Below are 20,289 nucleotides of genomic sequence, written 5' to 3' on the forward strand. Positions count from 1 at the left end.
CGCGGTGGTCAGCCTCTAACCTCTGCCTTGTTCCGCTCTCCGTTGGCTTTACACCGGAAGCGCTCATAACAACAAGACAGAGGTGACAACGATGATGATCAAACGAAGCCTGTCGTTCATCGCGGCAGCGGCTTTCAGCCTTCATGCCACTGCGTGGCAACCTTCCGGAAAAGTTGAATGCATTGCTCCGTCAGATCCGGGCGGCGGCTGGGATTTTACCTGCCGCAGTGCTGGTAACGTTCTCAGGGACCTTGAGCTGATTGATGGCAGCGTGCAGACCGTGAACATGGCCGGGGCAGGTGGTGGTGTTGCCTATGCCCACACCGTCAGCAAGCGCGCGGAAGACGACAAGCTGATCGTGGCTGCGTCAACAGCAACCACCACCCGCCTGGCCCAGAAGCAGTTTCCGGGGCTGGAGGCCGACATGGTGACCTGGATTGGCGCCCTGGGGGCCGACTATGGCGTTATTGCCGTGGGCAAGGACTCTGAATATGAAAATCTGAATCAGCTTCTGGATGCCGCCAAAAAGAATCCGAAATCGGTGAAGTTTGCCGGCGGCAGTGCCAGAGGTGGCTGGGACCATCTGAAGGTGCTGATTGCTGCCAAGGCGGCTGGCGCCGATGAGCTGCCTGAAATTCCCTACCTTTCCTACAACAATGGCGGCGAGGCCATGACACAGGTGGTCGGTGGCCAGGTGGACGCCTTTACGGGTGACATCTCCGAAGTGACCGGTTTTCTGTCGTCGGGTGATCTTCGTGTTCTGGCTGTGCTGGCAGATGAGCGCTTGCCAGGAGACTTTGCGGATATCCCCACAGCAAAAGAGCAGGGGATTGATGCGGTTGGTCCCAACTGGCGCGGCTTCTATATGCCCAAAGGCGCCTCCAGCGAGTCAAAAGAGTTCTGGCGTAATGCGATTGATACCCTCTATGCCAGTGACCAATGGAAGAAGGTTATGAAGGCCAACGGTCTCATTCCCTTCCATCCGCCAGCGGGAGAGTTCGATGCTTTTGTGAAACAACAGGTGCAGGACATCGAAGGCCTGTCTCGGGAAATAGGGCTGCTGAAATGACGGGGCTCGGTGATCGATTTCTCGGCCTGGGCCTTCTGGTGCTGGCGGTTGCCTATGGCTGGGTCGCTCAGCAGTGGCCCGAGCCTTTTGGTGGCGCCGAGACCGTGGGGCCGGAAACCTTCCCGACCATCCTTGCGGTTGTTCTGGCTGCTGGCAGCATCTACCTGATGGTCAAGCCGGACCCGGACGCTCAGTGGCCGCTGGGCAGAACAGCACTGGAGCTCGTGGTGTCCCTCGTTGTGCTGGTGGTGTACGCACTGTTGCTTGAACCCCTGGGGTTTGTCATTTCGACAACGCTGGCTGTAGGGCTTCTTAGCTGGCGCATGGGCGCTCCTGTCAGAAGCGCCTTCCTGACCGGCCTGTCGAGTGCGGTGGTGGTATTTGTGCTGTTCAACTTCGGCCTGTCCCTGAACCTGCCCGCCGGCTTACTGGAGGTGAACTGATGGAAACGCTCGGTTTTCTCATCGAGGGTTTTGCGGTTGCGTTAACACCGTACAACCTGATGTTTGCGCTGTTTGGCGCCTTTGCCGGTACGCTGATTGGCTGTCTGCCGGGCCTTGGTCCTGCCAATGGCGTGGCTATTCTTATTCCCCTGGCGTTTGCCCTCGGCCTGCCCCCCGAAACGGCCATGATCCTGCTGACCTCGGTGTACGCGGGTGCCATGTACGGCGGTCGCATTTCTTCAATCCTGCTCAACATCCCCGGTGACGAACCGGCAATGATGACCTGTCTGGACGGCTATCCCATGGCCCAGAAGGGGCGGGCGGCAGATGCGCTGGCGATTTCAGCGATTGCGTCCTTCTCGGGCGGCCTGATAGGTACGATCGGCCTGATCATGCTGGCACCCGTGCTGGCAAAGTTCGCGCTGAGTTTTGGCCCTGCGGAGTATTTCGCGCTGTTTCTGCTGGCTTTCGCAACCCTGGGCGGTATCACCGGCAAGAACCCGATGAAAACGGTTATTGCCGCCACCCTGGGGATCATGATCTCCACGGTAGGTATTGATATCTCCACCGGCACCCAGCGCTACACCTTCGGGGTGCTGGAACTGTACGAAGGGATTGACTTCATCCTTGCCATCGTTGGCCTGTTCGCCATTTCTGAGCTGCTGTTTTTCGTGGAGTCACGGATCGGTGGCGGACGCAAAAAGATGAATGTGGGCAAGCTGACGCTTACTTTCAAGGAAATCCTTACCACCATCCCCACCCAGTTGCGCGGTGGTGTGCTCGGGTTTATTTCCGGGGTTCTACCCGGCGCCGGTGCCTCCCTGGGCAGCTTTATCAGCTACACCCTGGAAAAGCAGGTGCTGGGCAAAAAAGGACACTTCGGTGAAGGTGACATACGTGGCGTGGTAGCCCCTGAAGCTGGGAATAACGGGGCCTCATCAGGGGCATTGGTTCCCATGCTGACCCTGGGGGTCCCCGGAAGCGGGACCACGGCCGTGCTGCTGGCGATGTTGATCTCACTGAACATCACGCCCGGCCCGCTGATGTTTACCCAGAATGCCGATATTGTCTGGGGCGTTATCGCAGCCCTTCTTATAGGCAACGTGCTTTTGTTGCTGCTGAACATCCCGCTGGTCGGATTCTTTGTGCGGCTTCTATCCGTTCCCCCCATGTACCTGTTGCCCATCGTGACCATGGTGGCCTTCGTTGGCATCTACTCCATCAGCAATAGCACCTTCGACCTGTACTTCATGGTGGCGTTTGGTGCCGTGGGGTATTTCCTGAGAAAGCTGGAGGTGCCGGTGGTGCCGATCATCCTCGGCCTGTTGTTGGGGCCGGAAATGGAGAAAAACCTCGGGCATGCGCTGGTGCTGTCTGACGGTGACTGGAGTGTCCTTTGGGCCAGCACCCTGGCCAAGAGTTTCTGGTTGGTTGCGGGCCTGAGCCTGGTATTGCCTTACGTGGTTGGCCCCATGCTGCGTCGCCGTATGAACGCTGCCATGAAGGAAAGCCCGGTAAGCGATTGAGCGTGGTCCGGCTCATTTCAACGGACCTTTGTCAGTCCTGAAAAGCAATAAATACAATCAAGAGAGGAATTGTTCAATGAGAAAACAAAAACTATTGGTGTCTTGCATTACCGCGGCTGTCTGTGGCTTCACTGCCTCCGGCGTGGTGGCCCAGTCCAAGGCGCCGAAGATCTCCAGTGAGGTGCCGGTATCGGATATCGCCGTTGATGTCTATGGCCAGCTGAACTACGGCGTTCTGTTCGGGGATACCGGTGACGGCAGTGAGCACTTTATCGTTGACAATGACAACAGCGGTAGCCGCATCGGGGCAAAGCTGAAAGGCGATCTCGATGGTACAGATCTGACAATCGGCGCCCATGTGGAACTGGAGTACCAGCAGAATGCCTCCAACAAGGTGACCCTTGAAGAGCGCTCAATCAGTGGCGAATTCAACGAGCGTCAGCTCAACCTTTTTGTTTCAGGTGGATTCGGCAAGGTATCACTCGGTCAGGGTGACGGGGCGGCAAACGGAAATATCGAACGGGACCTGTCGGGTACCAAGGTTATATCCTACACCAATCCCAGCCTGGTGGGTGGCAGCCTCGACTTTCTGGATGACGCCAGCAGTACCCGGGTTGCGCTCGGGGCGACAACCAGCGATCAGGACTTCGAGAGCCGTTATAGCCGTGTGAGATACGACCTTCCCGCCATGGGGGCGTTCAAGCCCGTGATAAGCCAGGGTATCAAAGGTGGTGATGATGTGACGGAAATCGGGGTCAGGTTCTCTGGAGAGTTTGGCGGCAAGATCGACGGGGCTTTGGGGTATTCGGTCAGGGATGTAGGCGGCGTAGCTGGCGACTCCGAGACTATGGGCGGCTCACTGTCATGGTTGCATGACAGTGGTATCAACCTCACGGGGGCTTACTCGACAAACAGCGACGATAACCCGGCTAATCCAGACGCCGATTTCTACCTCGCCAAACTGGGCTACAAATTTGGCAGGCATGCCTTTGATATCCACTACATGGAAACGGAAGACCGCGCAGAAAAGGGCGATTCGGCGGAAACCGTCGGGGTAGGTTATGTCTTTACCCCGATCAAGTGGTTTGAGACCTATGCCGGTTACAACAACCATTCTCTGGATCGCTCAGGCGCAGACTTTGATGATGTCAGCACGGTGCTGGTCGGAGGGCGGCTCAAATTCTGAACCGCCCGCATCTGTTGTTGTGCCCGGGTGAATAGCCCCCACTTTGCCGCACCGGTTTCCCGGTGCGGCTTTTTTGCTTTTACCTGAAAGATTAGAGATTTGCTTCTGCGTATTCCGCCAGTACCGACCTGGGCACACCCTGGAGGTGAATATGCCCACCATGGCGGAAGCTCTTGAAGCGTTCGGTCATATAGGTCAGGCCCGAACTCAGGGCGCTGAGGTACGGCGTGTCGATCTGTGCCAGGTTGCCCAGGCAGATCACCTTGGAGCCGTTGCCGGCACGGGTAATGATGGTCTTGATCTGATGGGGCGTCAGGTTCTGGGATTCATCAATGATGATCAGGCTGTGCTGGAAACTGCGCCCGCGGATGTAGTTCATCGATTTGAAGTGCAGCGGCACCTTGCTGAGGATGTAGTCCACGCTGGCGGTCATGTTCTCATCGTCTTCGTGGAGGGCTTCCAGGTTGTCCACGATGGCGCCCAGCCAGGGCTCCATTTTCTCGGCCTCGGTGCCCGGCAGGAAGCCGATATCCTCGTCCAGCCCCTGGGTGCTGCGCGTAGCAATAATCCGTTTATAGATCTTGCTGGCAACGGTCATCTCGATGCAAGCGGCCAAGGCCAGGATCGTTTTGCCGGAGCCGGCGGAGCCGGTGAGGTTCACCAGGTGGATGTCCGGGTCCAGCAGCAGGTTCAGAGCGATGGCCTGGTAGATGTCCCGTGGTACCAGGCCCCAGACTTCTTCATTCATCAGGTCGTGCTGATGCAGGTCACGGATAACGATCTGGTCGTCGCTGAGATCCGATACCTTGCCTACGAAGCCCTGCTCGTCAATCACGAACTCGTTGATCGTCAGCTTGGCCAGGTCGCCCTCGCGGCGCAGGATATGCTCGGTGATGCCTTCCCGCTGGATGGTTTCCACTTTCTCGATGGTGTCCCAGAAGGAGTTGGAGAACTCCTTGTAACCCTTGGGCAGGAGGTCGATGTCGTCCAGCAGCATGTCATTGTGGTAGTCCTGGGCTTCCACACCGAAACCCCGGGCTTTCAGGCGCATGTTGATGTCCTTGCTGACAAGGATGATATCGCGGGACTTGTGGCGGGCCTGCAGGGCGGCCAGGGTGTTTATGATCTTGTTGTCGTTGAGGTGTTCCGGCAGGGCATGGTTGCCATGATGCTCGGTGCTCATCAGTATCGACAGTGCCCCCAGGGGTTCTGCCTTTTTGCCGCGCACAATAGGAACGCCTTTCTCTATGTCTCCGGGGCTGGCGTCTCCCAACAACTTGTCGATGTTGCGTATGGCCTGGCGGCAGTCAGCGGCGACCGCCTGTTTTCCGGATTTGAGACTGTCGAGTTCTTCAAGGACCGTCATCGGGATAATGACGTCATGTTCTTCAAAATTCAGGAGGGCGTTCGGGTCGTGGATGAGGACGTTGGTGTCGAGGACATACATCTTTCTGCGAGCCTGCGGTGCTCTTGGCATAGGGTGTGATACCTCTCTGGTCAGCCGTTCCCGGCACAGCGGTTGGTGAGCTCCTGGTCGGAGATCAGTTTGAGCATGTCATACGTGGTCACGATTCCGGTGATTTTCTCATCTTTGGTGATGAAAATCCGGTGCAGGTGCTCACGCATCATAATATCGGCAATGTCGCGTACCGGCGTTTGCTCGTCAACGGATAACACGATGGGAGTCATGATATCGCGCACCTCCACCGGTACCTTGCCCATTTCCTCGAAAATGGCCATACGCAACCGCCTGGCTTCCTGTTCCTCTTCCGGCGTCATGCGGGTATCGGTTTCGGAGCGGGAGGCGTTCCAGCGGAATTCGGTGATGTCCTTGAGGGTGGCAATGCCGACGATCTCACCGGTTTCATCGGTAACAGGGCTGCCGGTGATCTCATTGTCGGTCAGGAATCTTGCCAGCCGGTCCATCGTCCATGACTGGGGTACGGCCTTGATGCTCGGGGTCATGATCTCGTAAGCGAGTACGGTCATTTACGATTCTGCTCCGTTAACAGGTCCTTTGTAAAAGAGCTTAGCTGCAACTGAGTGGCTAGTCATCCCCTGATTGAGTTTGCGGAACCACATCTTTCAGTTTTCCGTCATCGCCATAGACCAGTTCGTGGTTCTGATAACGGTCCCGCCGGGCTACGCGCTCCAATTGCTCGATTGAGCGGATGGGAATATCCACCAGCAGGGTATTGACCAACCAGCCGGGAATCGACCCGTTGGGGTTGGTGTGCTGTACCCAGATCATGCGGGTCTGGTCGCCTTCGGGGGTGAACCGGTACAGGGTGTCGGACTTGTCCACCCGGACGTAATCACTTTCTTTCTCACGCCGGTCGGGGATGGCATTCAGGTCCATCACGATCTCTCCGGTGGACTGGTCACCGCGCGTGCGAATGCGAATGACATAATCCCGGTCGGTGACCGGCCAGGGCATGTCATTAACCGAGTAGGCATAGCGGTCATGGAAACTGCCGTCTCCGAAGGCGTAGGATTCAGAACAGTTGTGCACCCATTCCACGCAGGATTGCGGATTGACCATGACGGCCATGAGGTTTTCGATGGGCACATCAAGGATGGCTTCCGCCTTGAAAGCCTGAAAGCTGGAGGCGGGCTGGTCGGTGGTAAACACCTGGATGTTGTCAGTCTCCTTGCGCAGGCTCCAGCCTTCGGCATTTTCATCCGGAAGGTCTGCCAGTGTGGTGGCCGAGGCCAGGGCAGACGCAATGGTTGCCACCAGCAACATGGCCAGCGTGGAAACCCGACGACGAGTGCCCGGGGTCCTCAGGTTATGCATAGGTTTCTCATCCTTGGAAATGTCCGGGCGAGTTTATCATGGGTAGTGGCGTGTCAGGCCGATGTAATCAGGGGATTGTGAACTGGGTAACTGACTGAAATAGTGAAGGTAACTTTTGGCCCGATTTGACGGGCGCCGGGGAACCGGCAGCCCCGGCAGGTAAGGCCGGGGCTGCCTGGTGCACATCGGGGCAGGTCAGTGCTCGGGCAGCGTCACATTCAGCTCGAGTACGGAGCAGCTGTCATTGCGGTCCACTTCCACCTGCACCATGTCGTCGCTGATCTGAACGTACTTGCGGATGACCTCCAGCAGCTCTCTCTGCAGCTCCGGCAGGTAGTCCGGCTGTTCGCGCTGGCCCCGCTCATGGGCAACGATGATCTGGAGCCGTTCTTTGGCAACGCTGGCGGAGCGATTGTTCTTCTTGCTCTTGAAATAGTCGAAGAAACTCATCCGTCAGCCCCCCTTGAACATCCGTGAGAAGAATCCCTTTTTCTGGGATGACATGAAGCGATGCTCGCGCTCCTCACCCAGCAGACGGGCAACAGCATCATCATAGGCCTGCCCGGCGTCGCTGTCTTCCTCCAGAATGACGGGAAGCCCCTGGTTGGAGGCGTTCAGTACAATCTGTGATTCGGGAATTACCCCCAGCAAGGGAATGGCGAGGATTTCTTCCACGTCTGCCACGGACAGCATTTCCCCCCGGGACACCCGGTCCGGGTTGTAGCGGGTCAGCAACAGGTGTTCCTTTACCGGGTCCTGGCCCATCTCAGCTCGACGGGACTTACTTTGCAGAATGCCCAGAATGCGGTCCGAGTCCCGTACGGAAGAGACTTCCGGGTTGGTCACTACGATCGCCTCGTCAGCGTAGTACAGGGCCATCAGGGCGCCGTGCTCAATGCCGGCCGGAGAGTCGCAGACGATATAGTCGAAGCGTTCAGACAGGTCATTGATGACCTTCTCAACACCCTCTCTGGTGAGCGCCTCCTTCTCCCGGGTCTGGGAGGCAGGAAGGATATAGAGGGTATCAACCCGTTTGTCCCGGATCAGGGCCTGGTTCAGTGTGGCTTCGCCCTGGATCACGTTCACGAAGTCGTACACCACCCTGCGTTCGCAGTTCATGATGAGATCCAGGTTGCGCAGGCCCACGTCAAAATCGATAACCACTGTCTTGTGGCCACGTCTTGCCAGCCCGGTGCTGATGGAGGCGCTGGTTGTGGTTTTACCTACGCCACCTTTTCCTGAGGTAACGACAATGATTCTAGCCAAGGTTGCATTCCTGTTTTGCGGTGGATTCGTCGTTTTCCCCGCATGAGCGGGTAGTTACGTTCTGATCAGGCCTTTTCCAGTGGCGTCACCACCAGCAGATCATCCCTGAGCTGGATCTGCACGGCGGTTTTCCAGCCGTTGTCCTGAAGATCTTCGGAGATTTTATAGTGTCCGGCGATGGACACAAGCTCTGCTTCAAGAGACTGGCAGAATACCCGGGCGTGTTCGGCGCCATGGATGCCCGCCAGGGCCCGGCCGCGTAGAGGGCCATACACATGGACATTGCCCGCTGCCAGCACTTCAGCGCCGGCCTGGACTGGCGCCAGAATGATCAGGTCGCCGTCCGGTGCGTATACCTGCTGCCCCGAGCGCACCGGCTGATTGATGATTCTGGCGGGTGCGGGCTCACCATGGTTTTCCACCCGTGGCGGTGCCGGGCTGTCTATGGCTTCGGCTGATTCTGTTTCCGGCCCGGTGTCAATCTCGCGGTCTCTCTGGTTGCCCCCAGGAAGCAGTGCCAGAGAAGCACCCCGTGCCAGCCGGCGCTGGTCGTCGTTACCGCCGCGTACGCCGATCACGTGAATGTTGTGACGGCGGCAGGTGCCGATGATCTTGAAGAAATCCAGTTCGCTGCTCAGGCCCTCGTACTTCTCCAGGCTGACGATCAGCGGAATATCCTTGAAAAAGCCCGGAGCCTGGCTGATCTTGTCCCGTAGAGTGCTCTCGAATTCTTCATCGTCAAAGAAGTACAGCTCCAGTGCCGTCATGGAAACGCTGGCACTCTTGAGCTGGAAACATTGTTTTACCCCTGATACGGCGGTTTCGCTCATGGGTGGTTCTCTTCCGTGGTGTCGTCCTGGGTGGTAGCCGGGCGTTTGCGAAGCGCCGGGCCGTCAAAGCGGATACCGGACCAGCCGGTGCCGATAAACTGGCGAATGTTACCATGGCTCTCGCCCGCCGGCTCATCCAGCACCTGCCGGTAATGCTGTGCGAAGAGGCGCAATGTGTCAGCCTCGTTCAGGTTGCAGTACTGGGCCAGGGCAAAAACCCGGCACGAACCGGCATTCTCGCCGGCGCCATTGTACAACGGGCCGTTGTGGAACCCGGTAGGCTGGTACTCAAAAAAACGGTCAATCAGGGCCAAGGTGTCGTCAAAGTTGCCATGGCCGGCCTCTGCGGAGGCCAGATGAATGCGAACCGCGTCATTGAGGTTCATGCGTGGTGATCCCTTTTCGGGCCTTCCTGATACCGGGCTTTCCACTCCTCGTAAGGCATACCGTAGATAATTTCGCGAGCTTCCGGGTCTGACAGTTCGAAACCTCTTTCACCCGCTTCCGCGCGATACCACTTGGACAGACAGTTGCGACAGAAGCCAGCCAGGTCCATCAGGTCAATATTCTGGACCTCAGTGTGCTCACGCAGGTGACTGACCAGTTTCCGAAACGCGGCGGCTTCGATTTCTGTCTGGGATGGTTCCGGGATAGGGTTCGTCATGGTCGTTTGCACCTGTTGCTGGAGTTGAAGTATAGAGCTCCTGACATTCTCGGCATGTTACCGTAAGATACAAGGCTGTACATATGTACAGATAATTTACTTGCTAGAAGAATCATGGCCCAGCGCAAGATTATCCATGTAGATTGCGACTGCTTCTACGCCGCCGTGGAGATGCGGGACGATCCCTCGTTGAGCGACGTTCCCCTGGCAGTGGGTGGTGAGGGCGGCCGTGGTGTGGTCACCACCTGCAACTATAAAGCGAGAGCCTATGGGGTGCGATCGGCCATGCCCGGCGGGGAGGCGCGGCGCCTTTGCCCGGGGCTGGTAACCGTACCGACCGACATGGCCCGTTACCGCGTGGTGTCGAAACAGGTGATGGCGATACTGCGGGAGCTGACGGATCTGGTGGAGCCTTTGTCACTGGATGAGGCCTTTCTGGATGTCAGCGACGTGAGCGACCACAAGGGCAGTGCAACGCTGATGGCCCAGTACCTGAGGCGTCGGGTGAAAGAGGAAGTGGGGATTACCATCTCCGCAGGTGTGGCTCCCAACAAATTCCTGGCCAAGATTGCCAGTGACTGGAAAAAACCCGATGGTCTGTTTGTCATTCGCCCGGAGGATGTGGATGGCTTTGTGCAGGAGCTCAAGGTTGAAAAGCTGTTCGGGGTCGGGCAGGTAACCGCGGGCAAACTCCATGGGCTAGGCGTCATGACCTGCGGCGATCTCCAGAATGTTCCTGCCGATGTGCTACTGGAAAAGTTTGGCAAGCAGGGGTACCGCCTGCGGGAAATGGCCTTTGGCCGCGACGATCGCGAAGTGGTGGTCTCCCGGATTGCCAAATCCGTCAGCGTAGAGCGTACCTTTTCCCAGGATCTTCCCGACAAGCGCGCCTGCGACTCGGTTATGGCCTCACTGGTGGCAGACCTGAACCTGAGGCTGCGCCGCAAGGCGGCCCACAAGCCCATCCACAAGCTGTTTATTAAGATCCGCTACAGCGACTTTTCCACTCACACTCTGGAACGGGTGCGGGAACAGATCCGGGAGCCCGGGCTGGAAGATTATCAGCCGCTGCTGGATGAACTGGTTACCGATACAGGGCGCCCGGTGCGTCTGCTGGGGCTTGGGGTCAGGTTCCGCAACGACGAGTCGCCGGTTATGCAGTTGCGGCTGTTCGACTGACCCGGAAAAGAAGGTTTGGCCTTTATTTGGCTGTTTTAGTTCAGGGTGCTATCTTTTTAACAGGGCGCACGGAGCCTGAACTATGGACAGTTTATTGGCCTCTGAAGCCTTTGAGTTCGGACTCGGGGCTTTTTTTGTCATATTTCATGCCTACGGCCGGTTCAACACACCGGTATCCAACCGCAGCTCCACCACTCGATGGCGCTTCAATGGTTGCTTTGTGTTGTATTCCGGCGCCCTGGTACTGATCTACTGGTTGGTTACGTTCTTTGCCTGGGTATCGCCGGAGGTGGTTGACCGGATACTGCCACTGCTGGGATGGCCCGCTGGATCCGAGATGGAGGGTGGCGACCTCTTCCGTAGCCCACTGACGATTGCACTGATTTTCACCGCGTTGCTGCCGAACTTTCCGGTGCTGAAGAAAGTAGACCATAAGCTGCTGCAGATATTCTGGGACCTGGCCGAAATACCCGGGCATGCGGTCAAGCTTGCCCATCAGATGTACCGTGCCCCTTACCATATTTTTCCGATGAAATTTGACGAGATGGAGCGGGATGCCAAGGCCTTTGACATTCCTGCGAATCGGAGCGAGTTAACCGATGACCATGCCTCGCCAGCCTTCGCCTGGGCAACGGTCTGGTCATTGATCAATGAGGTAAGGCATTGGCATGAAGGCCGCTCGCGCTATCACCGTTTTATCCAGGACCGGGAGAGCGAGTATGAGGCCCTGAGCATGGAGTTCACCACCCTCAGCTCACGAATTGCCGCCTATTATCGGCGGCTGGAGGAGCTGGGAGGGCGCCCGCAGCGTATCGAAAAAGACCTAAGGGATTCCTTGGTGAGCGACGGGCGCGACCTGTTCATGAGGCTGTGCCGCCTGCTGGCCCACGCAGTGCTGGACATCGAGATCGGACCGGGAGCACGTCGGCGCGCACTGGAAACCTTCGGGTTCGAAGTGCCGGACGATGAACCGGAATCGCTTGGCATGGCAAAGCTGCTTCAGGTCGTTGCGATAGCAATGGCGGCTTTTATGGCGGTGTCATTTATTCGCTACACCATCGAGGGGGGGAATGGAGCGCCTTTCGGTACCGTCGTATTCTTCGCGCTATTGATGGGGGCCAATTTTGGCGTATCGGCTCACGCCGGCACATTTCCCAAAAGCCGCTGGCGATTCGCCGATATCGAGGCAAATCGCAGCCGTCCATGGGGTGGCTATGTTTTCTCTGGCGTCCTAGCAGTCGGTGGCAGCCTGGTTGTGATCTCCGCGTTGCGGTTCACCCGTTATGTGTTTGACGGCAGGAGTTATCAGGCAGGGTTTGACCAGCTGATTGTCGACCTTTCCTGGTCCTTTCCCTACCTGTTCCTCTCATTTGCCATAGGGTTCGGTGTTGCCTGGGTTTGTGATACTGAATGGCGGCGTTGGCCGGCCCGCTACAGACGATGGCTGGATGCGTTGGCCCTGGGCATCATCGGTGTTGTCGGTGCCTATATCTGTTACAGCGCCATGCATGGTTTTCCCCCGTTCGAGGGAACCAAGGCGCCCGAATTCAGGGATGCAAGTGTCGCAGGTGCGGTGCAATTCATTGTTCAGAGCACGGTGGCCGCTGCGCTGATTGGCGCACTGGTCCCCGGCTGGTATCGGCAAAACCGCTATCGCAGCCCTGTGCAACGGGTCTGTCGCTACATTGATCGCAACAGCCATGACTTGAGGATCGAGGCGGGTAAGCTGGCACCCTTCATGTTGAAAAACCTTTTGACGAAAGTTGCTGCGTCATCTGCTATGGCTGATGGACTGCTGGATCATGCCGAGCGGGATGTTCTGCGGGACACGCTTAACAAACTGGCAGAACATAACCTGCTGGATTTCACGGTTGACGCCGGAATGGAAGAGATGATGCAGCAGGTCGAGCGCTGGCGTGAGGAGGACGCGGAAGAGTTGAGAAACGAGATGCTACAAGCATTACAGATGCTGAGAGGTAGCGAGTATCTGGCGGGGCTGATGGTTCAGTTGAGTGCAGCCACCGGGTATGCGGACGGCGTGTTCCAGGTACCGGAACAGTACATTCTGGAGTGCATCGCCAGGGCTCTGAATCTTGATCCCCAGAGTGAGCTTGCAGCCTGTAGTCTCTGCCGGGGATGGGTGGGGCCCGGGCCGGGCGTTACTGTTCAGGCTGCAAACAGGACCGACAGCGGCTCGCCAATGGTGTAGACCGAAACCAGACCCAGGCTACCGCCAATCAGGGCTCCGGCGGCGACGTCACTGGGGTAGTGCAGCCCCAGTACCACACGGGACGTGGCGACACTCAGGGTGAATGGCAGGAGCAGCCAGGCCAGCTCTGGCGTGGTCATGGCCAGCACAGTATTGAAGCAGGCAGCGTGTAATGTGTGGCCGGAGGGAAAACTGTACCGGTCAAGGGGAGGGGTGCCGCAGTTGATGGATGGGAATGAAATGAACGGCCGCTCGCGGATCAGCCAGTGTTTCAACAGCTTGTAGCTTATGGTGCAGGTCAGCCCGGTGACCACCATCAGCAATGCGATGGCCAGCCCGTTTTGTGGCCTGATCAATGGCATGGCCAGAATCACCAGATACCACAACCAGCCGTCGCCCAACCGGCTTACCACCTGGAAGTAACCGTGAACCGGGCGGAATCTCAGGCTGCGATTGATGGACTGGCAGAGGGCAAACTCCCTCTGATCCACCACGCTAAAGAAGCGAGATGCCTTGCTGTTGGAGGGCATTGGAGTGATTCCTTTGTGGCTGGTTCAGTATCAATTGCTCGAACTGATCGATCTGCGCCGCCCAGTCCAGTTCCAGTGCATCCAGGCGCGCCTGGGCACGAATTCTGTTCATCAGTGTTGGCTGGTCGGCAAGACGCAGGGCGTGATCAACAAAGCCTTCGTCATAGTGCAGCTGTGCTTTCATCCCGTTGTCTTCGTGGCGGATATGCTCGCTGGCGGCGGCATCGTCAAATGCGACAACAGCAAGGCCGCTTGCCATCGCTTCAGTGACCACATTACCGAAGGTGTCGGTTTTGCTGGGAAACAGGAAAATATCGCCGGAGGCATAGTGCCGGGCCAGATCCTCGCCCCGCCGTGTGCCGGCAAAAATATAGTCCGGATGGCGTTCGGCCAGGCGCTTGCGCATGGGGCCGTCTCCCACCAGGATAAATCTGGCGTTGGGATGCAAACTGCGAAGCCGCTCGAAGCACGACACCGCCATTCCCAGGTTCTTTTCCGGAGCGAGCCGTCCCACGTAGAGAATGGCCCGGTCCTCGGGTTGTAGCTGCCATTGCTGCCGCAGTGCCTGGTCGCGCTTGTGGGGCGCAAAACGGCTGCAGTCGACACCACGGCTCCAGACGGAGGTGGGGTGAATGCCCATGTCAGCCGTGGTGCGGGCTATTTTCCGCGTAGGAACCAGGGTAAGGGCGGTCCGGTTGTGAAACCAGCGACCGTAAGCGCACAGTAATTTCTCCAGAAAACCGGCGCCATAATAGCGGCTGTAAGCATGGAAGTTGGTGTGGAAGCCGGAGGTCACCGGTATGCCAGCCTTCCGGGCGGTTGAGACTGCGGCAACACCAAGGGGGCCCTGGGTGGCAACATAGATTGCATCCGGGCGTTGACGCTTCCAGAGAGCAGCAAGGAAACCGGGACGGGGGATGCCGAATCGCAATTCCCCATAACCCGGAAGTGGCAGGCCGGTAACGATATGCTCTTGCGAGAACAGGCGTTCCCCCGCTTCGGAAAGGTCGCGTTTCGATTCATGGCTCTGGCAAGGACGGATAATCGTCACCCTGTGACCGCGGCGCCTCAACCCCAGGCACAGATACCTGAGGGTGTTGGCCACGCCATTGATTTCCGGAGGAAAGGTCTCCGAAACAATGGTAATGTGAAGCCTGCGCCCTGAAGCCTGGGTGATTCTGGTCACGGTTTTTCCTGCGGTGTCCTTTGGCATGCCTCTACTATGGAAAGCTGGCATGACAGTAGCGGGACAATTCCGTGACAATCCGTTTACCCTTTCAGCAATTGACTCTTTTCCGTTCCAATAACGAATCCGGGAGGAAGCATGAAGACCCGAAAACTGGGCAGAACCGATATTGAGGTCAGTGAGATTTGCCTCGGCACGATGACCTGGGGGGAGCAGAACACCGAACAGCAGGCCTTTGACCAGCTGGATCTGGCAACCGCCGAAGGCGTCAATTTTATTGATGCAGCAGAGATGTACCCGGTACCTCCACGGCCCGAGACCCAGGGGCTTACAGAGACCTATCTGGGTAACTGGCTGGCGAAGCGTGGCCGCAGGGACGATCTGGTGATTGCCTCCAAGGTCGCCGGGCCGGGCAACGGCCTGACGTACCTGCGTAATGGCCCCCGCCTGACCCGGGCCCATATCCGTCAGGCCTGTGACGACAGCCTGCGCCGGCTCCAGACAGACTACATTGACCTTTACCAGGTGCACTGGCCGGACCGGAATGCGAACTTTTTTGGCAAACTGGGGTATCAGCACAGCGAGGATGAGCAGGCCACGCCCATTGAAGAAACCCTGAGTGCTCTGGCTGAACTGGTAGAGGAGGGCAAGGTTCGACATATTGGTATTTCCAACGAAACGCCCTGGGGCACCAGTGAGTACCTGCGCCTTTCCCGGGAGCGTAATTGGCCCCGCATTGTCAGCGTCCAGAACCCTTACAACCTGCTCAACCGTACCTTCGAGGTGGGGATGGCGGAAGTCGCCTGCCGCGAACAGGTGGGCTTGCTGGCCTATTCGCCCCTTGCGTTCGGAATGCTTTCTGGCAAATACCTTGATGGCAGACGCCCGGAGGGTGCCAGAATGACCCTTTATGAGCGTTTTACACGCTACACCAGTGGCCGGGGGGCCGAGGCTACCCGTGCCTACGTGGATCTGGCTGCCAGCCATGGCCTCTCACCAGTGCAGATGTCGCTCGCCTATGTGACCAGCCGTGGTTTTGTGACCAGTAATATTATTGGTGCGACCACCCTGGATCAGCTTCGGGAAAACCTGGGGTCTGCATCGGTTTCCCTGGAGGATGATGTGCTAGCGGCGATCGAAGACCTTAACAGGGAGTACACCTATCCCTGCCCTTGAGCGAGGAGTGATTACCGTTCTTTAACAAGATGGTTGCGTTAAGCGCTATTCTATTGACAAGAACCTGTGAGTAGACCCTCTAGTTACAGGTTGCAACAGAGATCGGTAATATTTTGACAAAATCGTGGTGGTGTGGTGACAAAAATACGGCGAAGTTGTGTGCAAAATCACATCTTTCCGGCCGTTAATCATTAGACTTAAGCATTACGTGACAGTAGACTTCCGTTTCGCTAACAGGTCGCCAAAACCACCATGATTATCCGTATCTTCATCGCACTCCTTGCTCTCAACATGATCGCTTTCGTGGTTCGCGCAGAAGCCAATGAGCGCGTTTTTGCCGATGACGTGCCGATTGAAGACATCTACCAACTCCAGGATCAGATGGCCGGAGATTTTGAGAGTGATGACGTGGACATGTATGCGAACCTCGGCTCCCGGTTGCTGAGCCTCGGTTTCAGCCGCGCGGACTCCCGGGAAAAGACTTACGCTTCTGACCGCGCCCGGCCTGACCACGGTATTGCTCTGCTTGACGAGGGTGCCTGCCTCAATCTCAAGTGGAACTTCTGATCGGCTTAACCCCGTTTCCCGGCGCTCCGTGCCGGTATTGATTGCCCCCTCTGTGTATTAACCTTCCTGAGCTGGCGTTTATATGACCGGGCGCATTGCCTGACTCGTTTTCGCATGTGATTATTCCTGTCCTATGCATTTTCACGCACAGATAACGGAGTATGGCCATGGCAAAGGAACAACCGGTAACGCTTGGAAGTAGCGCTGAGTGTGTGGACGAGTTGATCCGTCGTGTGGGAAAGAACATCACGCTGGGCCTCCCGCTCGGTCTTGGTAAACCTGTCCGCTTCGTGAATGCCCTGTATCAGCGTGCGAAGGAGGACTCCTCCATACAGTTGCACATCGTTACCGCGCTGTCCCTGACCGCCCCGGGTGGAAGTTCGTCATTGGAGAAGCGCTTCATGGGGCCGTTTGCCGAGCGACTCTACGGTCGGATCCCGGAACTTGAATACGCACGGGACGTGATCCGGCAAAAGCTGCCGGCCAACGTGAAAGTGTCGGAATTCTTCTTCAAGGCAGGCTCCTTTCTCCATAATGAGACTCAGCAGCGAAACTACGTCTGTACCAATTACACCCACGCTGTTCGTGATTTGATGGCGCTTGGCGTCAATGTGGTGGGGCAGATGGTGGCGCCTCCCGCAGAGCCCGAGCAACAGGAGACCTTTAGCCTGAGTTGCAATCCGGACCTGACACTCGATCTGATTCCCTTGCTCCGGGAGCGGGAGGAATCCGGAATGGCCGTTGCTCTCGTGGCTGAAACCAATAGCCACCTTCCATTCTTGGGCAACGATGCGGCGGTGGAACAAAGTCAATTTGACCTGGTTCTCGAGCACGAGGTCTCTGATTACCCCTTGTTCTCTGCTCCACAGATGTCGGTCAGCCCGGAAGACCACATGATCGGCTTTTATGCCAGCGCGATGCTTAAAGATGGAGGCACCCTTCAGGTAGGCATCGGTTCCCTGGGAGCAGCGCTGGTTCACAGTACAATCCTGCGGCACACCGATAACGAGCACTGGAAAAAGGTTTTTGACCATCTCAGGGTTGCCGAGCGCTTTCCGGTGGTTAACGATTATGGCGGCACCGGTACCTTTACAGAGGGCCTCTACGGTTGCAGTGAGATGATGGTCGACGGGTTCATCTACCTGATGGAAGCCGGTGTGCTGCATCGGGAGGTGTTCGATCATGCCGGCTTGCAGACGCTGATCAACCGGGGGGAGTTGGCTCACAGCGTGTCAATAGACACTCTGGACTTGCTGCGGCGGGAAAAACTCATTGCATCGCCTTTGCGGGCCCGCGATGTGGAGTGGTTGTGTCGTTACGGTATTTTCCACCCGGGCGTTGAATTCAAAGGAGGGCGGCTGAGGATTGGTGAAGAGTCACTCGGCCCCGACCTGGACAGTGACGAGGACAGGCAGGCCATTGCCTCTATGGCCCTGGGTGAGAGGCTGGCCGGGGGTATTGTTCTGCACGGTGGTTTCTATGTCGGTCCGGAGCAGTTCTATCAGCGCTTGCGAGATATGCCGCCGCAGGAACGAGACCGTATCTGCATGACCAGCGTCAATTACATCAACCATCTTTATGATCACGCCTTTGGCAATCAGCGACTTAAAGTGGCACAGAGGGTCCACAGCCGTTTCGTCAACTCGGCGATGATGTATACCCTCAGCGGAGCGGCCGTCTCCGACGGACTGGACGATGGTCGCGTGGTCAGTGGCGTGGGCGGTCAGTACAACTTTGTGGCCATGGCTCACGAGCTGCCGGGCGCCCGGTCTGTGCTGACGTTGAGCAGTACCCGCAGTTCGGCGGGTAAAACCCTGTCCAACATTGTGTTCAGTTACGGCCATTGCACCATTCCCCGTCACCTCAGGGACATCGTGATCACCGAGTATGGCATCGCGGACCTGCGTGGTCAGTCAGATGAGCAGGTATACCTGCGCCTGATCCGTATTGCCGACTCCCGCTTCCAGCAGGATCTGTTGAAGCAGGCCCAGAAAGCAGGAAAAGTCGATCCGTCGTTCCGGTTGCCAGAAGAGTGGTGCAACAATACGCCGGAAGCGATCCAGGCTGCTATCAAAGCCGCTGGTGACAAGGAGGTGTTTCCTCCTTTCCCGTTTGGCCGGGATTTCACCGACGAAGAACTGAGGTTGGGCAAGGCATTGCAGACCCTCAAGGCCGCAACGGCGACCCGTCGTGGTAAACTGGCAACCTTGTGGCATGCAGTGAAGGCAAAAGACGATCAGGGCCGGTACCGGTCGTTGCTGGAGCGCATGAGTCTGGACGAGCCCAGAGGCCTGAAAGCCAGGCTGGATCAACGCCTGGTTATTCATGCACTGAATCTGACTGATACACCGGAAACAGGAAACCGTACTGCCTGATGCAAAAACCTGCCGTATTTACCGTTCATTATGTTCTCAAGAACAAAGTGGGAGAACTGGTCGACACTTCCGAGGGCAGCGAGCCGCTGTATTTCCTGGAGGGTAGCCCGGAAATTATTGAAGGCATCCAGAAAGCGGTGAAAGACCGCAATGTGGGGGATTGCCTTGAAGTCACCGTACCCCCGTCCATGGCCTATGGCGAGCACAATCCGGAACTGATCCGCAAGGTGCCTCGCTCGATGTTCGAGGGGGTGGAAAACCTGCACGTGGGGATGAAATTCCAGACTAACACCGGCGACAGGGCTCAGGTGGTCCAGGTGGTGGGCATTGACGGCAATCTCGTTCGGGTCGATGCCAATCACCCGCTGGCGGGTTTCACTCTCTACTTCGACCTGGAGATTATCGGCAAGCGTGAAGCCACGGAAGAGGAAATCAACGCAGGCCACCCCCTGAGTTGAGGTTACACGTCAGGGCTGGCAACTACCGCTGGCCCGGCAGCTTCCCGGTCTGCCAGCCGCCCGGCCTGTATTTGCCACAGGCCCTCCCTGACGGTCTTCTGCAGTTCCCCTGACAACTCCGATTGTTCCTTGCTGCTCAGTGGGGATACCACCGGATGGGCGATTATGCCCACTTCTACAGCTGGCTGGCGGAGCATGCGGATCAGGTGGTGGTGGAACTCATCATCACCGATAAACGGGGCCAGGTGGTCCGGATGGCCTTTGCGCAGGTAACCGATACTGATGGGCTGTATGTCTACGCCGGCATCGGCTGCAGCCTGGAGCAGACGGCTGTGAAATGGCAGCACGGTGACGCCCGCGGTTGTGGTGCCTTCCGGAAATACCAGTACTGACTGCCCGCGCATCAATGTATTCGCTATTTCCCGTCGGGCCTGCCCCGCTTTACCGCTACCACGCTGGATAAACAGTGTGCCCGCCTGCTTCGCCAGCCAGCCGATCACCGGCCAGTGCCCCACCTCCGCCTTCGATAGAAACCTAAGGGGCACCATGCTCCCGAGTACCGGAATATCAGACCATGAGATGTGATTGCAGACATAGAGCACGGGGCGGCTGCTGAAAGTGCCCCGAGTGGCCACCCGATAACCCAGGCACCAGCTGGCGCCGCTGAAGCAGAAGCGGGCGAAGGGCGCACGGTCGGTCCGGACCCGGAGAACGGTATCCACCAGTACCAGGATACCGGCGAGTAAGGCGGTCAGGGCCATAAATCCGACAAAAAGTGTGAGTCTGGTGGTCAGGCGTATCAGTTCCATGACTGGCTCCCGGCTTATC

General features: G+C 57.4%; 21 protein-coding genes. 10 read left to right on the forward strand and 11 right to left on the reverse strand.

Features of this window, described 5'->3' with window-relative positions; translation table 11 throughout:
- Positions 1-91: 91 nt before the first annotated feature.
- From FO268_RS12875 to FO268_RS12890, 4 genes are all read left to right on the forward strand, one after another.
- Positions 92-1,069 carry a Bug family tripartite tricarboxylate transporter substrate binding protein gene (locus FO268_RS12875; protein ID WP_150993641.1) on the forward strand — a complete coding sequence of 326 codons (978 nt, stop codon included), beginning with the start codon at positions 92-94 and terminating at the stop codon, positions 1,067-1,069.
- Entirely contained in the window at positions 1,066-1,512 is a 447-nt protein-coding gene (locus FO268_RS12880; RefSeq protein ID WP_150993643.1) for a tripartite tricarboxylate transporter TctB family protein, read from the forward strand. The genes FO268_RS12875 and FO268_RS12880 overlap by 4 nt, the downstream gene beginning before the upstream one ends.
- Positions 1,512-3,038: a tripartite tricarboxylate transporter permease gene (locus FO268_RS12885; RefSeq protein WP_150993645.1), complete on the forward strand. Its 1,527-nt coding sequence runs from the start codon at positions 1,512-1,514 to the stop codon at positions 3,036-3,038. Before FO268_RS12880 ends, FO268_RS12885 begins: the two co-directional genes overlap by 1 nt.
- Positions 3,039-3,114: 76 nt before the next feature.
- Positions 3,115-4,224: a porin gene (locus FO268_RS12890; protein ID WP_150993647.1), complete on the forward strand. Its 1,110-nt coding sequence runs from the start codon at positions 3,115-3,117 to the stop codon at positions 4,222-4,224.
- A gap of 91 nt (positions 4,225-4,315) precedes the next feature.
- Here the strand turns inward: FO268_RS12890 and FO268_RS12895 are convergent, their stop codons facing one another.
- The 8 genes from FO268_RS12895 to FO268_RS12930 all read right to left on the reverse strand — a co-directional run bounded on the left by FO268_RS12895 (position 4,316) and on the right by FO268_RS12930 (position 9,781).
- Positions 4,316-5,701 carry a PhoH family protein gene (locus FO268_RS12895; protein WP_227716450.1) on the reverse strand — a complete coding sequence of 462 codons (1,386 nt, stop codon included), beginning with the start codon at positions 5,699-5,701 and terminating at the stop codon, positions 4,316-4,318.
- A gap of 20 nt (positions 5,702-5,721) precedes the next feature.
- Positions 5,722-6,213, reverse strand: coding sequence for a CBS domain-containing protein (locus FO268_RS12900; RefSeq protein WP_137437497.1), 492 nt, complete (start codon positions 6,211-6,213; stop codon positions 5,722-5,724).
- Positions 6,214-6,271: 58 nt separating this feature from the next.
- Positions 6,272-7,021, reverse strand: a complete 750-nt coding sequence (locus FO268_RS12905) for an START domain-containing protein (protein ID WP_150993649.1) — start codon at positions 7,019-7,021, stop codon at positions 6,272-6,274.
- A gap of 195 nt (positions 7,022-7,216) precedes the next feature.
- On the reverse strand, positions 7,217-7,471 hold the full coding sequence (gene minE, locus FO268_RS12910; protein WP_150993651.1) for a cell division topological specificity factor MinE: 255 nt from the start codon (positions 7,469-7,471) through the stop codon (positions 7,217-7,219).
- Positions 7,472-7,474: 3 nt separating this feature from the next.
- A complete protein-coding gene (minD, locus tag FO268_RS12915; RefSeq protein WP_150993653.1) occupies positions 7,475-8,287 on the reverse strand; it encodes a septum site-determining protein MinD in 813 nt (270 codons plus the stop codon).
- Positions 8,288-8,352: 65 nt separating this feature from the next.
- Positions 8,353-9,117 carry a septum site-determining protein MinC gene (minC, locus tag FO268_RS12920; protein WP_150993655.1) on the reverse strand — a complete coding sequence of 255 codons (765 nt, stop codon included), beginning with the start codon at positions 9,115-9,117 and terminating at the stop codon, positions 8,353-8,355.
- A complete protein-coding gene (locus FO268_RS12925; RefSeq protein ID WP_150993657.1) occupies positions 9,114-9,503 on the reverse strand; it encodes a HopJ type III effector protein in 390 nt (129 codons plus the stop codon). Before FO268_RS12925 ends, minC begins: the two co-directional genes overlap by 4 nt.
- On the reverse strand, positions 9,500-9,781 hold the full coding sequence (locus FO268_RS12930; protein ID WP_150993659.1) for a DUF1244 domain-containing protein: 282 nt from the start codon (positions 9,779-9,781) through the stop codon (positions 9,500-9,502). Before FO268_RS12930 ends, FO268_RS12925 begins: the two co-directional genes overlap by 4 nt.
- A gap of 114 nt (positions 9,782-9,895) precedes the next feature.
- On the opposite strand from FO268_RS12930, the gene dinB reads away from it, so the two are divergent.
- On the forward strand, positions 9,896-10,960 hold the full coding sequence (dinB, locus tag FO268_RS12935; RefSeq protein WP_150993660.1) for a DNA polymerase IV: 1,065 nt from the start codon (positions 9,896-9,898) through the stop codon (positions 10,958-10,960).
- An 82-nt stretch (positions 10,961-11,042) separates the two neighbouring features.
- A complete protein-coding gene (locus FO268_RS12940; RefSeq protein ID WP_150993662.1) occupies positions 11,043-13,169 on the forward strand; it encodes a tellurite resistance TerB family protein in 2,127 nt (708 codons plus the stop codon).
- Here the strand turns inward: FO268_RS12940 and FO268_RS12945 are convergent.
- The gene (locus FO268_RS12945) at positions 13,127-13,699 is read right to left on the reverse strand and encodes a phosphatase PAP2 family protein (protein WP_150993664.1); all 573 of its coding nucleotides are present in this window, start codon (positions 13,697-13,699) and stop codon (positions 13,127-13,129) included. The genes FO268_RS12940 and FO268_RS12945 overlap by 43 nt on opposite strands.
- Entirely contained in the window at positions 13,665-14,912 is a 1,248-nt protein-coding gene (locus tag FO268_RS12950) for a glycosyltransferase family 4 protein (RefSeq protein ID WP_150993665.1), read from the reverse strand. The genes FO268_RS12945 and FO268_RS12950 overlap by 35 nt, the downstream gene beginning before the upstream one ends.
- Before the next feature lie 111 nt (positions 14,913-15,023).
- Here FO268_RS12950 and FO268_RS12955 point away from each other — a divergent pair, with 111 nt between their 5' ends.
- From FO268_RS12955 to FO268_RS12970, 4 genes are all read left to right on the forward strand, one after another.
- Positions 15,024-16,061 (forward strand): NADP(H)-dependent aldo-keto reductase, encoded by a 1,038-nt coding sequence (locus FO268_RS12955; protein WP_150993667.1) that lies wholly within the window; start codon positions 15,024-15,026, stop codon positions 16,059-16,061.
- A 252-nt stretch (positions 16,062-16,313) separates the two neighbouring features.
- Complete coding sequence (locus FO268_RS12960) at positions 16,314-16,628, forward strand: hypothetical protein (protein ID WP_150993668.1); 315 nt, start codon at positions 16,314-16,316, stop codon at positions 16,626-16,628.
- Positions 16,629-16,795: 167 nt separating this feature from the next.
- The gene (locus tag FO268_RS12965; RefSeq protein WP_150993670.1) at positions 16,796-19,003 is read left to right on the forward strand and encodes an acetyl-CoA hydrolase/transferase C-terminal domain-containing protein; all 2,208 of its coding nucleotides are present in this window, start codon (positions 16,796-16,798) and stop codon (positions 19,001-19,003) included.
- Positions 19,003-19,461, forward strand: a complete 459-nt coding sequence (locus FO268_RS12970) for an FKBP-type peptidyl-prolyl cis-trans isomerase (protein WP_150993672.1) — start codon at positions 19,003-19,005, stop codon at positions 19,459-19,461. The genes FO268_RS12965 and FO268_RS12970 overlap by 1 nt, the downstream gene beginning before the upstream one ends.
- A gap of 2 nt (positions 19,462-19,463) precedes the next feature.
- Here FO268_RS12970 and FO268_RS12975 read toward each other — a convergent pair whose 3' ends face one another.
- On the reverse strand, positions 19,464-20,270 hold the full coding sequence (locus tag FO268_RS12975; RefSeq protein ID WP_150993675.1) for a lysophospholipid acyltransferase family protein: 807 nt from the start codon (positions 20,268-20,270) through the stop codon (positions 19,464-19,466).
- Positions 20,271-20,289 lie beyond the last annotated feature (19 nt).

This window comes from Marinobacter denitrificans (assembly GCF_008795955.1).
Taxonomy (GTDB): Bacteria; Pseudomonadota; Gammaproteobacteria; order Pseudomonadales; family Oleiphilaceae; genus Marinobacter; species Marinobacter denitrificans.